Origin of the sequence: Faecalibacterium sp. An121, assembly GCF_002160915.1 — a bacterium.
Lineage (GTDB): Bacteria > Bacillota > Clostridia > Oscillospirales > Ruminococcaceae > Faecalibacterium > Faecalibacterium avium.
Window position 1 is genome coordinate 25,757 of record NZ_NFLM01000023.1, and the last position, 12,955, is coordinate 38,711.

A 12,955-nucleotide genomic window follows, 5' to 3' on the forward strand; every position below is an offset into this window, starting at 1 on the left:
ATACTTGGTTCGGGTATGCAAGGGGATGGGGATGCTTTACTGAGATTTTACCCCAGGGTAAAAGCGCTGCCGTCCCAGTCCACCGTCAGGGTATCGCCCTCGGCATAGCTGCCGCCGATGATGGCTTTGGCGATCAGGGTCTCGATCCGGCTCTGGATGAACCGCTTGATGGGCCGCGCGCCATAGATGCTGTCGTAGGCCGCGTCGATGATGGCGTCTTTGGCCCCGTCGGTCACCTGCAGGTGCAGACGTTTGCCCTCCTCCATCCGGCGGCGCAGATCCTCCAGCTGCAGGCTGACGATCTGACGGGCCTCCTCCTTGGTGAGGCTCTTGTAATAGACGATCTCGTCCAGACGGTTGAGGAACTCGGGACGGAACTTGCCGCGCAGCAGCGTGTCGATCTGGTGCCGGGCCTCGTCGCTCAGTTCGTTGGAACCGGTCGCGCGGCGCTGCTCCAGGTCGCTGAGGATGATGTCGCTGCCCAGGTTGGAGGTGAGGATGATGATGGTGTTCTTGAAGTCCACCGTGCGGCCCTGGCTGTCGGTGATGCGGCCGTCGTCCAGCACCTGCAGCAGGATGTTGAACACGTCGGGGTGGGCCTTTTCCACCTCGTCGAACAGCACCACGCTGTAAGGCTTGCGGCGGACCGCCTCGGTCAGCTGGCCGCCCTCCTCATAGCCCACATATCCCGGAGGCGCGCCGATCAGGCGGCTGACGCTGAACTTCTCCATATACTCGGTCATGTCGATGCGGATCAGATTCTTCTCGTCGTCGAACAGGGCCTGAGCCAGGGCTTTGGCCAGCTCGGTCTTGCCCACGCCGGTGGGTCCCAGGAACAGGAAGCTGCCAATGGGCCGGTCGGGGTTGGCGATGCCGGCGCGGCTGCGCAGGATGGCCTCGCTGACCTTGGTCACTGCCTCATCCTGGCCGATCACACGCTTGTGCAGCACGTCCGCCAGATGCAGCAGCTTCTCCCGCTCGCCCTCCACCAGCTTTTCCACCGGGATGCCGGTCCAGCGGGCCACGATCCGGGCGATCTCCTCCTCGGTGACACGGTCCCGCAGCAGGCTGGCCTCCTTCTTTTCGGCGGCCAGCTTCTCCTCGGCGGCCAGCTGTTTCTGCAGCTCGGGCAGCCGGCCGTATTTCAGCTCGGCGGCCTTGTTCAGGTCGTATTCCCGCTGGGCCTTCTCGATGGCGGCGCCCGTCTGCTCGATCTGCTCCCGCAGGGACTGCACCTTGCTGATGGCGTTCTTCTCGTTCTCCCACTGGGCCTTCATCTGCTTGAACTTATCCTGCAGCTCGGCCAGCTCTTTTTCGATGTCCTTCAGGCGGCTCTGGCTCAGCGCGTCCGTCTCCTTTTTCAGGCTGACCTGCTCGATCTGCAGCTGGGTGATCTTGTGGGCCATGTCGTCCATCTCGCTGGGCATGCTCTCCATCTCGGTCTTGATCATGGCGCAGGCTTCATCCACCAGGTCGATGGCCTTGTCGGGCAGGAACCGGTCGGTGATATACCGGTTGGACAGGGTGGCGGCGGCGATCAGGGCGCTGTCGTTGATCTTGACCCCGTGGAAGACCTCATACCGCTCTTTCAGGCCGCGCAGGATCGAGATGGTGTCCTCCACCGTGGGCTCATCCACCTGCACCGGCTGGAACCGCCGCTCCAGGGCGGGGTCCTTCTCGATGTACTGGCGGTATTCGTCCAGGGTGGTGGCGCCGATGCAGTGCAGCTCGCCCCGGGCCAGCATGGGCTTGAGCAGGTTGCCCGCATCCATGGCGCCGTCGGTCTTGCCGGCGCCCACGATGGTGTGCAGCTCATCGATAAAGAGGATGATCTTGCCCTCGCTCTTTTTGACCTCGTTCAGCACGCTCTTGAGCCGCTCTTCAAATTCGCCCCGGTACTTGGCGCCGGCCACCAGGGCCCCCATGTCCAGGCTGAAAATGGTGCGGTCTTTCAGGTTTTCGGGTACGTCCCCCCGGACGATCCGCTGGGCCAGCCCCTCCGCGATGGCGGTCTTGCCCACGCCGGGCTCACCGATCAGGCAGGGGTTGTTCTTGGTCTTGCGGGAGAGGATCCGCACTACGTTGCGGATCTCCTGGTCCCGGCCGATCACCGGGTCCAGCTTCTGCTTGCGGGCCAGATCCACCAGGTCCTGGCCGTACTTCTGCAGAGCGTTGTAGGTCTCCTCAGGGTTATCGGTGGTCACGCGCTGGTTGCCGCGCACCGAGCTGAGGACCTTGAGGAAGCCGTCCTTGGTGATGCCGAAGGCCCGGAACAGCCCCGCCGTGTTGGCGTTGGTCTCGCTCAGCAGGCCCAGCATCAGGTGCTCCACGCTGATGAACTCGTCCTTCATGGCCTTGGCCTCCCGGGCGGCGGCGTTCATCACCTTGTCGGCGGCCTGGGAGATATAGATCTTGTCGGGGTCCCGGCCCGAACCGGACACCCGGGGCAGGCCGGCCAGCTTCTCGGACACGGCAGCGGCAAAGCTGCCCGCGTCCACATTCATTTTTTGCAGCAGCTGGGGGATCAGCCCGTTTTCCTGGCTGGCCAGCGCCAGCAGCAGGTGTTCCGGCTCCAGAGCATTGTGCTGGTACTCCACTGCCAGCTGCTGGGCGGCCTGGATGGCCTCGACGGTCTTTTGGGTATATTGATTGGTGTTCATATGCTTTCCCTCCATTCTCCGGCGCCCAAAGGCCCGGGGATGCGGCCGGCCCTGGCCGGCGCGTCAGCTCGTCACTTGCAACGTCCGACTGCTAGCACGGCCGGGCCGCGCCGGCATAAACCCCGGCCTGGCCTGAATGCACATCCAATATCTTGATCTGTCTTGTCATGGTATGCCTCCCGCCTGCTCTGCACAGGCTTTTTAGCACTCTATTCTTTCGACTGCTAAAAGTATACTCGCAGGGCGGTCTTCTGTCAAGAGGGGAGAGGGGCGAAAGGGGGCTGTTCACAAAAAATTTACGCGCCGGGAAGGACGGGCGGGTGTCAATTTTTGGGCTTTTTGAGGGGCTTTTGTTGTCGCTGCATCCAAAAAGGAGCCGCCGCCCTTGTCATATCCAAGGGATATGTGGTATAATCATACTGCACTAGTAGCGAATGGGCACCGTCTTTGCGCGGGGCCCATTTGCTCAGAATTTACCAACGGAGGGATGTTAGCTATGGAAACCTACGGCATTGAAAAATATGGCATCATCGGGCCCAAGGCTGTCTACCGCAACCTGACCCCGGCCCAGCTGACCGAGGCTGCGCTGCGCCGCGGTGAGGGCGCCCTGAGCAAGACCGGCGCGCTGGTGGTCACCACCGGCAAGTACACCGGCCGTTCGCCCAACGACAAGTTCATCGTGGACACCGAAGGCGTGCACGACGACATCGCCTGGGGCAAGGTGAACCGCCCCATCAGCCGCGAGAAGTTCGACGCCATCAAGGGCAAGGTGGCAGCTTATTTGCAGGGCCGCGAGGTCTTCATTTTTGACGGCTACGCCGGCGCAGACCCCAAGTACACCAAGAAGTTCCGGGTCATCAACGAGCTGGCCAGCCAGAATATGTTCATCCATCAGCTGCTGATCCGCCCCACCGCAGAGCAGCTGGCCAACTACGGCGAGCCTGACTACACCATGCTGGTGGCGCCCGGCTTCAAGTGCGATCCCGAGGTGGACGGCGTCAACAGCGAGGCCGCCATCATGATCGACTACGAGGCACACCTGATCGTCATTGCAGGCAGCCAGTACAGCGGCGAGATCAAGAAGAGCGTCTTCTCCACCATGAACTACGTCATGACCAAGGAGAACGTGCTGCCCATGCACTGCTCGGCCAACATGGACCCCGAGACCCATGAGACCGCTGTCTTCTTCGGCCTGTCCGGCACCGGCAAGACCACCCTGTCCGCCGACCCCGGCCGCAAGCTGATCGGCGACGACGAGCACGGCTGGAGCCCCGACGGCATCTTCAACTTCGAGGGCGGCTGCTATGCCAAGTGCATCAACCTGAAGGAAGAGAACGAGCCCGACATCTTCCGCGCCATCAAGTTCGGCTCCCTGGTGGAGAACGTGGTCATGGACCCCGAGACCCGTGAGCTGGACTTTGACGACGACAGCCTGACCGAGAACACCCGCGTGGGCTACCCCGTGGACTATATCTCCAACGCCCAGATCCCCGGCGAGGGCGGCATCCCCAAGGTGGTCATCTTCCTGACCGCCGACGCATTCGGCGTCCTGCCTCCCATCAGCCGTCTGAGCAAGGAAGCCGCCATGTACCACTTCGTCACCGGCTTCACTTCCAAGCTGGCCGGCACCGAGCGCGGCATCACCGAGCCCCAGCCCACCTTCTCCACCCTGTTCGGCGAGCCCTTCATGCCCATGGATCCCCAGGTGTACGCCAAGATGCTGGGTGAGAAGCTGGACCAGTACGGCACCAAGGTCTACCTGGTCAACACCGGCTGGGCCGGCGGCAGCGCAGCCGACGGCGCCAAGCGCATGAAGCTGAGCTACACCCGCGCCATGGTCACCGCCGCTCTGAACGGCAGCTTTGACAGCGTGGAGTTCAAGCACCACGACGTCTTCAACGTGGACTATCCCACCAGCTGCCCCGGCGTGCCCGACGAGATGCTGGATGCCCGCGGCATGTGGGCTGACAAGGCCGCCTATGACCAGCAGGCCAACAAGCTGGCCAAGATGTTCGAGGACAACTTCGCCAAGAAGTATCCCCACATGGCCGCCGAGATCGCCAACGCCGGCCCCAAGGCAAAGTAAGTCTGCCCCCGGCATGATCTTCTGAACGCAAACGCGCCGCTCCCGCGGCACGACAAAAAGGCCGCCGCCCCGTGATGATGGGGCGGCGGCTTTTTTCTGCGGCAGGCTCAGTTGTCGGTCTTGTCCGCGTCTTTGCAGGAGTTCTCGGCGTCGGTCAGCAGCGCGCGCTCGCGGATCTTCTCCAGTGTGACCTCGCTGAGGATGTGCTCAGCCTTGCAGGCATCGGCAGCGGCGGTCTTCTCGTCCACGCCCAGCTGGATGAAAAAGTGGGTCAGCAGGCGGTGGCGGCCGTAGATCCGCTCCGCGATCTCCTGGCCAGGGGGCAGCAGGCTGAGATTGCCCTCGCCGTCCACCGCGATGTAGCCGTTTTCCCGCAGCTTCTTCATGGCGATGCTGACGCTGGCTTTGGTGAAGCCCAGCTCGTTGACAACGTCGATGGAGCGCACTTTGCCCTGGCGCTCGGTGAGCATCAGGATGGTTTCCAGATAATCTTCAGCGGACTGGTGGATGGTCATGATTGGTTCTGCCTCCTGTTTACTGCCCGGCGGGCAGGTGATGTTGGTCTGTACCTATAAGAGTACCACAACCGGCTGCGGCACGCAAGAGCGGACCGGGCTGTTTGTGTCGAAAAAAGGACTTTTACAGACTGGCCAGGTAAGCGGCGGGGCCCGACTGGTACAGATCGCCCCCCGTGCTGTCCAGGATGACCGTCAGGGGCATATCCCGGACGGTGAGCCGGCGCACCGCCTCACACCCCAGATCGGGCCAGGCGATGACTTCCAGAGAGAGGACGCTGCGGGCCATCAAAGCCCCGGCCCCGCCCAGAGCCGCCAGATAGACGGCTCCGTTGCGCACCACCGCCTCCTTGACGGCGGCGTCCCGCTTGCCCTTGCCGATCATGATCCGGTTGCCCAGGTCCAGCAGGCGGGGGGACATACTGTCCATACGGCCCGAGGTGGTGGGCCCGGCCGAGCCGATCACCTGGCCGGGGCGCTCCGGGGTAGGCCCCACATAATAGATGGCGCTGCCCTCCAGAGGGAAAGGCAGGGGTTCGCCGGCATCCAGGGCCTCCATCATCCGCTTATGGGCCTGGTCCCGGGCGGTATACACCACCCCCGACAGCAGCACGGTATCCCCGGCCCGCAGGGGGGCCAGGTCGGCGGCGGTGCAGGGGGCTGTCAGTTTGTATTCCATAGCATCTCCTTTTCTGCCCTGCCATCTCACAGGGCGGCGCAGGCCCGCCGGGTGACATGGCAGGACACGTTGACCGCCACCGGCAGGCCCGCCACATGGGTGGGCATCTGCTCAATGGCAAGGCCCAGGCAGGTGGTCCGCCCGCCAAACCCCTGGGGGCCGATGCCCAGGGCGTTGATCTCCTCCAGCAAAGCGCGCTCCAGATCCGCATAGTAGGGGTCGGGGTTGGGCACGTCCAGCGGGCGCAGCAGGGCTTTCTTGGCCAGATAGGCCACCTTGTCAAAGCTGCCGCCCACCCCGACGCCCAGGATGACCGGAGGGCAGGGATTGGAACCGGCCTGGCGCACGGTGTCCACCACGAACCGCTTGAACCCTTCCACCCCGTCGGCGGGCTTGAGCATGGCGATGCGGCTCATATTCTCGCTGCCAAAGCCCTTGGGGGCCACCGTGATGGTGCAGCCCTCCCCCGGCACCAGGTGGACGGTGATGGCGGCGGGTGTGTTGTCGCCGGTGTTGCCCCGGCGCAGGGGGTCGGCCACAATGCTCTTGCGCAGGTAGCCGTCGGTGTAGCCCCGGCGCACCCCCTCGTGGATGGCGGCCTCAAAGTCGCCCTCGATATGGACATCGGTGCCCAGCTCCACAAAGACGCAGGCCATGCCGGTATCCTGGCAGATGGGCAGATCGGCCTCGCGGGCGGCGTCCAGATTGGACCACAGCAGGTCCAGGGTGGTCCTGGCCAGGGGCCACGGTTCCGAAGTGCGGGCGGCGTCCAGGGCAGCCTGAACGTCCGCAGGCAGCCGGGTGTTGGCCTGGATGCACAGGGCCGCCACCGCGTCGGTCAGCTTTTGGGCGGGGATGGTACGCATGGCAGGTCCTCCTTACAGCCGGGCGACGCCGGTATCCCGGGCGGCCTGGGCCACAGCCTGGGCCACGGCCTCGGCTACGCGGGGATCGAAGGCGCCGGGGATGATGCATTCGTCGCTGCGCTGGTCATCGGTGATGAGGTCGGCGATGGCATAGGCGGCGGCCAGCTTCATCCGGTCGTTGATGTCCCGGGCGCGCACCGACAAAGCGCCCTTGAACAGGCCGGGGAAGCACAGCACATTGTTGACCTGGTTGGGGAAATCGCTGCGGCCGGTGGCCATCACCCGCACGCCGGCGGCTTTGGCCTCGTCGGGCATGATCTCGGGGGTGGGGTTGGCCATGGCAAAGACGATGGCGTCGGGGGCCATGGTGCGGCACATCTCTGCGGTCAGGCAGCCGGGCTTGGACACCCCGATGAACACATCCGCCCCGCGGATGGCGTCGGCCAGGCCGCCCTTGACCTGGCGGGGATTGGTCACTTCGCCCAGCCAGTTCTTGTGGGCCTCGGCGCTGTTGCAGCCCTTGTACAGGGTGCCGAACTGGTCCACCGCGATGATGTCCCGCGCCCCGGCGGTCATCAGCATCTTGATGATGGCGGTGCCTGCGGCGCCGGGCCCGTTCAGCACGATATGGACCTCCTCCATCTTTTTGCCCACCACCCGCAGCGCATTGATGAGGGCTGCGGTGACCACAACGGCGGTGCCGTGCTGGTCATCGTGGAACACCGGGATGTCCAGCTCCCGCTCCAGGGTCTGCTCGATCTCAAAGCACTCGGGGCTCTTGATATCCTCCAGGTTGATGCCGCCAAAGGTGGGGGCCAGGGCCTTGCAGGCTGCGATGACGCCGGCGGCGTCGTGGGCGTCGATGCAGATGGGGAAAGCGTCCACCCCGCCGAACTGCTTGAACAGCACCGCCTTGCCCTCCATCACCGGCAGGGCCGCCTGGGGCCCGATGTCCCCCAGGCCCAGCACGGCGGTGCCGTTGGACACCACCGCCACCATGTTGCCCTTGAAGGTGTAGCGGTAGACATCCTCGGGGCAGGCGGCAATGCGGCGGCAGGGCTCGGCCACGCCGGGGGTGTAGGCGGTGGCCAGTTCGTCCCGGGTGCGCACCTCCACCTTGCTGTGCATCCCGACCTTGCCCTGATGGGCCTCGTGCATTTCCAGAGCTGCCTTGTTGTAATCCATACTTGTCCTCCTCAAAGCCGTTTTTCTTATTGTAGCACAAAGGGGGCGGCAGTTTCCACCCGCAGAACGGCACATTTGGCCCAAAAGTGCCCTGGAGCGGCTGGATTTATGGGAATTTTGTAAAAGAACTTTCTTTTTTTACAATTCTCCGGTATACTGGGGTACGCCCCTGCCCGGGGATGTGCCCCAAGGCCGGCCGCAAAGCGCGGCGGCGTTTCGGGCGCGCTCAGGGCATCGCTTTGTTTGCAAAGGGCGCGGCCCATGCCTGCGCCCATCCACCGATCAGGAGGTTTTCACTTTGAAGCATCTACGCTCTGCCGCGGCCGTGGCCGCAGCGCTGGCGCTGGCCGTCTCTGTTGTGGGCTGCGGCGCCGCTTCTTCGGCGTCCTCCAGCACCCTGCTGGGCCCCGCCGCCAACTACGACTACCAGAACTTTACCTACAGCCAGGGGCTGGACGCCAACGGGCACTGGGAGGGCGTCTCCGCCCTGGACTATGTCACCCTGCCCGAGGACTACGCCGCCATCCCTCTCAAGAAGTCGGATGTCGAGCCCTCCGAGGAGGACATCCAGACCCTGTGGGACAACCTGCTGGAATCCAACCGCGTCAACCAGCCGGTCACCGGCCGCCCGGCTGAGACGGGCGACATCGCCAACATCGATTACAGCGGCACGGTGGACGGGGTCGTCTTTACCGGCGGCACCGCCCAGGGCTATGACCTGACCTTGGGCAGCGGCTCTTTCATCGACGGCTTTGAGGATCAGATCATCGGCCACAACATCGGGGACAGCTTTGACGTCACCGTCACCTTCCCCGACGATTACGGCGATTCCACCGACGAGGCGGGCAATCCCATCACCCTGTCGGGCAAGGAAGCCGTGTTCTCGGTCACCCTCAACAGCCTGGCGGTCAGCGTGCTGCCCGAGGCCACCGACGCCTGGGTGGAGGAGAATTTCGGCGCTTCCAACGACCTGCACACGGTGGCGGATGTGGACCAGTATTTCCACGACAGCCTCTACGATTCCAACCTGACCAACGCCATCGTGGACTATCTGACCGAACATGCCGAGATCTCCAGCGTGCCCCAGGTGCTGCTGAACTACCAGGTATGCAGCCAGCTGAGCTACTACAACAGCTATGCGTCCATGTTCGGCTACGAGAGCCTGGACGAGTTCTTGTCCGGCTTCATGGGCTACGACAACGCCGACGCCCTGCTGGCCGACACCGAGTCCGACATCCTGAACAGCTGCAACCAGCTGCTGATCTTCCAGGCGGTGGCCGAGAGCCTGGACCTGGCCCCCACCGATGCCGAGCTGGAGGCTTACGCCAGCTACACCGAGACCATGGGTGAAGGCTACGTCCACCTGCTGGCCTTGCAGGACAAGGTCCTGTCCACCCTGCGGGAAGGCGCCCAGATCAGCTGAGCCGCCCCAAATCACCCTGTATCACCCAAACGCCCCCGCTGTCCCAAAGACGGCGGGGGCGTTCGTCGTTTTATCCTCTGGTCATTCGTCGGGGAAAAGCTGTTCCAGGGTGACCAGCACCCCATCCTGGTCGTTGGAGGGACAGACCCGGCGGGCAAAGCGGGGCTTGTCGTAGGTGTAATCCGAGCGGACGAAGGTGCCGTCCACATCGGCGGCCACCAGTTTGAGATCGGGCATCAAAGCTCCCTCCTTTGGATCGTTCTGCCTTGATTGTACCATCCCTTTGCCCCGAAAGCTATTCCTATCCCGCCAGGTCTTGTCAAAAATCCGCCCATCCGGCCAAACTGGCAGCAACTAGAATATCAGATGGGGCTTTGTGGCAAAAACTCTCTCGTAAATTTGTATATTTTGCGCGTTGCCCGGGAGGCAGAAATCGTCCAGGTTTTGTGGTATACTGAATATGATCGTTCGGATCGGACGGCCCAAAGGAGGGATGCCGGATGGGCACAGAAAAACTTTGCCGGGGGTTGGTGCTGGCCGGTGGCGGCGCCCGCGGGAGCTATCAGGTAGGGGTCTGGCGCGCCCTGGACGAGCTGGGCTGGAAGGCCGGTGTGGTCACCGGCACCAGCGTCGGCTGTCTGAACGGCGCCATGTACGTCCTGGGGCAGTATGAGACGGCCCGGGATATGTGGCTGAGCATCCGCAGCAAGGATGTGATGGAGCTGCCCGCCCCCGGCTCGGGTCTGGAGGGCCTGGGCGAGGCGGTACGCCAGTTCGTGGCCGAGGGCGGCGTGGACGTCTCCCCTCTGGAGGACATCGTGCGGCGGGTGCTGGACGAAAAAGCGCTGCGGGCCTCCCCCATCCGGTTCGGACTGGTGACGGTGGAACAGCGGGGCCTGCGTCCCCACCAGCTGACCCTGGAGGAGATCCCCCAGGGCAGGGCTGCGGATTACCTGCTGGCCTCGGCGGCCTGCTTCCCCGCCATCCAGGCCCGGGACATCGACGGGGTCAAATACATGGACGGAGGCTACGCGGACAATATGCCCGCCGGCCTGGCCGCCCGGATGGGGGCCACCGAGCTGGTCTGCGTGGACCTGGAGGGGCTGGGCATCACCCGGCCCAACCGCACCGGCCTGCCCACCACCCTGATCCGCAGCCACTGGGAACTGGGGGACATCCTGCGGTTCGATCCGGCGGTGGCGCGGCGGAACATCGAGCTGGGCTATTACGACACCCTGCGGGCCTTCGGGCGGCTGCGGGGGGACGCCTATGCCATCGCCCTGCCGGGCAGCGCCGAGGCTGCGGCTTTGTTCCGGGCCAGGCTGGACCCCCTGCAGGAAGCCGTGCGGGGGCGCTGGCCGGCCGCCCATCTGTCCTCGGCGGCGGCCCTGGCTCTGGCCGGGCTGGAGGACACGCCTCTGGCCCCCCTGGAAGCAGCCGCAGAGGAGGCCGGCGTGGACCCCGCCCGGATGTACACCGTGGAGGAACTGGGGCAGGCTTTCCTGGCCCAGTGCGACCACCAGCGGCTAGCCGCCTTTGACCCCTTGTTCGACGGCAGCGGCAGCGGCGCATTGGCCGCCCGGGCCGCGCTGCTGCCCCATCTGTATTTGCAGGCCCTGGTCCGCCGGGCGCTGACCGGGCCGTATCTGCCGGAGGTGATCACATGAAGCGTTATCAGGGTGTATCCGTATCGCCGGGACTGGTGCTGGGACAGGTCAGCCTGCTGGCCATAAGCAGCCGGGACCGCTCCTCCTTCAACCGCAATCCCCAGAACCCCGAGAAGGAGCTCCTGCTGCTGGAGGACGCCATCCGCACCGCCCAGAGCGAACTGGAATCCATGGCCAGCCGTTCGGCGGACAGCGAACAGGCCATCTTCCTGTTCCAGAGCATGCTGCTGGAGGATGACAGCTTCCTCAGTGAGGTGCGCTCTTACATACAGGCGGGCACCGGCGCCGCCGAGGCCATCAACCGGGTGGGCCAGCGCTATGCCGACCAGCTGCGGGCCATGACCGACAACACCTATTTGCAGCTGCGCAATGTGGATATCCTGGACGCCACCCAGCGGGTGATCAATATTCTGTGCGACCGGCCCCGGATGCGGCTGACGCTGGACCATCCGGTGATCCTGGCTGCCGACCGGCTGATGCCCAGCGACCTGTTCAGCATCCCGGCGGGGATGATCCTGGGTATCATCACATCCGAGGGCAGCACCCTCAGCCACGCGGCCATCATTGCCCGGGCCCGCAAGATCCCCAGCCTGGTGCAGGTGGGGCGGGATTTTCTGGACGACTGCGACGGCCGGATCGTGGTGCTGGACGCCGACCAGGGGGTGTGCATCCTGGACCCGGACGCCGCCACCCGCCAGCAGGCGGTGACCCGCATCTGCACGGACCAGCGGGCCAGCGAGGGAGACATGGAGATGCCCCTGCAGGATATGCCCTGCATGACCCGGGACGGGGTATCCTTCGAGCTGCTGGCCAACTGCTTCGGCCCCGAGGACATCGACAGCGCCATCCAGTCGGGGGCTGCCGGGGTGGGGCTGCTGCGCAGCGATTACCAGATCCTGGCGGGGGACACCTTTGACGAGCAGGAGCAATACTTTTACTACACTTCCTGCATTGCCGCCGCAGGGGGCAAGCCGGTGACGGTGCGCACCTTCGATTTCGGGTCGGACCGCACCCTGTCCAACATTTACCGGGGGGATCAGTCGGCCCATCTGGGGATGCGGGGCATCCGCAGCAGCCTGCGTAGCCCGCGCCGGTTCGAGGCACAGATCCGGGCCCTGATGCGGGCCGCCGCCCGGGGTCCTTTGCGGATCGTGTTCCCCATGGTGACCAATGTAGAGGACTGGGACGACGCCATGAAACTGGTGGCGCACTGCCGCCAGAACCTGGAAGAACGCGGGGTGCCCTACAACAGCAAAGTCCCCTTTGGGATCATGCTCAGCATACCGGCGGCCTGTCTGATCGCCGAGGACTTTGCCCGGCACGGGTGCCAGTTCTTTGTGATCGGCACCAACGACCTGACCCAGTACACCCACGCGGCCGGGCGGGAGATCACCAGCGCCGAGCGGTACTTCCAGCCCACCAGCAAGGCCATGTACAAGCTGATCCGTATGTCGGTGGACGCCGCCAAGGCCCACGGCATCCCGGTGGGCATCTGCGGTCTGGCGGTGGGCGACCCGGACAACGCGGTGCAGTACCTGCACATGGGCCTGCGCAGCTTTTCGATGGGCCCGCAGAATCTGCTCAGCGTCAAAAAAGCCCTGCTGGACGCCGAGGCCATCCCCCACCGGGCCGGCCCGCCCCAGCAGGAGGGCTGACCGTCCTTCCCGCCAAACCATAACACGCCGAGGCCGCCCTTCGGGGCGGCCTTTTCTGCACGCTGAAAGCGACACGCAAAACAATGCGGGGGCCGGCCAAATGGCCGGCCCCCGCAGAGGGACCCTATCTTTCGTGACGCAAAAGTTCTTTTGTTTTGGTGCGATCAACAACAGAAGGAATATTGGTTCTATTCCTCTTTGCCGCCACATCGGATGGGT

Annotated in this window: 10 protein-coding genes; 4 read left to right on the forward strand and 6 right to left on the reverse strand. The window is 64.4% G+C overall.

The features are described from left to right. Nucleotides 1-47 precede the first annotated feature (47 nt). Nucleotides 48-2,660 carry an ATP-dependent chaperone ClpB gene (clpB, locus tag B5E66_RS10975; RefSeq protein ID WP_087232893.1) on the reverse strand — a complete coding sequence of 871 codons (2,613 nt, stop codon included), beginning with the start codon at nucleotides 2,658-2,660 and terminating at the stop codon, nucleotides 48-50. 496 nt (nucleotides 2,661-3,156) lie between these two features. On the opposite strand from clpB, the gene pckA reads away from it, so the two are divergent. Beyond that, nucleotides 3,157-4,746: a phosphoenolpyruvate carboxykinase (ATP) gene (gene pckA, locus B5E66_RS10980; protein ID WP_087232896.1), complete on the forward strand. Its 1,590-nt coding sequence runs from the start codon at nucleotides 3,157-3,159 to the stop codon at nucleotides 4,744-4,746. 107 nt (nucleotides 4,747-4,853) lie between these two features. On the opposite strand, the gene B5E66_RS10985 is transcribed toward pckA, so the two are convergent. The 4 genes from B5E66_RS10985 to B5E66_RS11000 all read right to left on the reverse strand — a co-directional run bounded on the left by B5E66_RS10985 (nucleotide 4,854) and on the right by B5E66_RS11000 (nucleotide 7,991). Then, entirely contained in the window at nucleotides 4,854-5,261 is a 408-nt protein-coding gene (locus tag B5E66_RS10985) for a metal-dependent transcriptional regulator (protein ID WP_087232899.1), read from the reverse strand. A 124-nt stretch (nucleotides 5,262-5,385) separates the two neighbouring features. Further along, complete coding sequence (locus B5E66_RS10990) at nucleotides 5,386-5,940, reverse strand: Fe-S-containing hydro-lyase (protein WP_087232902.1); 555 nt, start codon at nucleotides 5,938-5,940, stop codon at nucleotides 5,386-5,388. 26 nt (nucleotides 5,941-5,966) lie between these two features. Then, nucleotides 5,967-6,806 (reverse strand): fumarate hydratase, encoded by an 840-nt coding sequence (locus B5E66_RS10995; protein ID WP_087232905.1) that lies wholly within the window; start codon nucleotides 6,804-6,806, stop codon nucleotides 5,967-5,969. Between the two features lie 12 nt (nucleotides 6,807-6,818). Next, nucleotides 6,819-7,991 (reverse strand): NAD(P)-dependent malic enzyme, encoded by a 1,173-nt coding sequence (locus tag B5E66_RS11000; protein WP_087232908.1) that lies wholly within the window; start codon nucleotides 7,989-7,991, stop codon nucleotides 6,819-6,821. A gap of 298 nt (nucleotides 7,992-8,289) precedes the next feature. Between B5E66_RS11000 and B5E66_RS11005 the strand changes: the two genes are divergently transcribed. Continuing rightward, entirely contained in the window at nucleotides 8,290-9,414 is a 1,125-nt protein-coding gene (locus B5E66_RS11005; RefSeq protein ID WP_242958163.1) for an FKBP-type peptidyl-prolyl cis-trans isomerase, read from the forward strand. Between the two features lie 81 nt (nucleotides 9,415-9,495). On the opposite strand, the gene B5E66_RS13435 is transcribed toward B5E66_RS11005, so the two are convergent. Next, on the reverse strand, nucleotides 9,496-9,651 hold the full coding sequence (locus B5E66_RS13435) for a hypothetical protein (protein ID WP_242956006.1): 156 nt from the start codon (nucleotides 9,649-9,651) through the stop codon (nucleotides 9,496-9,498). Between the two features lie 263 nt (nucleotides 9,652-9,914). On the opposite strand from B5E66_RS13435, the gene B5E66_RS11010 reads away from it, so the two are divergent. Then, nucleotides 9,915-11,081 carry a patatin-like phospholipase family protein gene (locus tag B5E66_RS11010; protein WP_087232911.1) on the forward strand — a complete coding sequence of 389 codons (1,167 nt, stop codon included), beginning with the start codon at nucleotides 9,915-9,917 and terminating at the stop codon, nucleotides 11,079-11,081. Continuing rightward, nucleotides 11,078-12,736, forward strand: coding sequence for a phosphoenolpyruvate--protein phosphotransferase (locus tag B5E66_RS11015; protein ID WP_087232914.1), 1,659 nt, complete (start codon nucleotides 11,078-11,080; stop codon nucleotides 12,734-12,736). Before B5E66_RS11010 ends, B5E66_RS11015 begins: the two co-directional genes overlap by 4 nt. The last annotated feature ends 219 nt before the right edge of the window (nucleotides 12,737-12,955 follow it).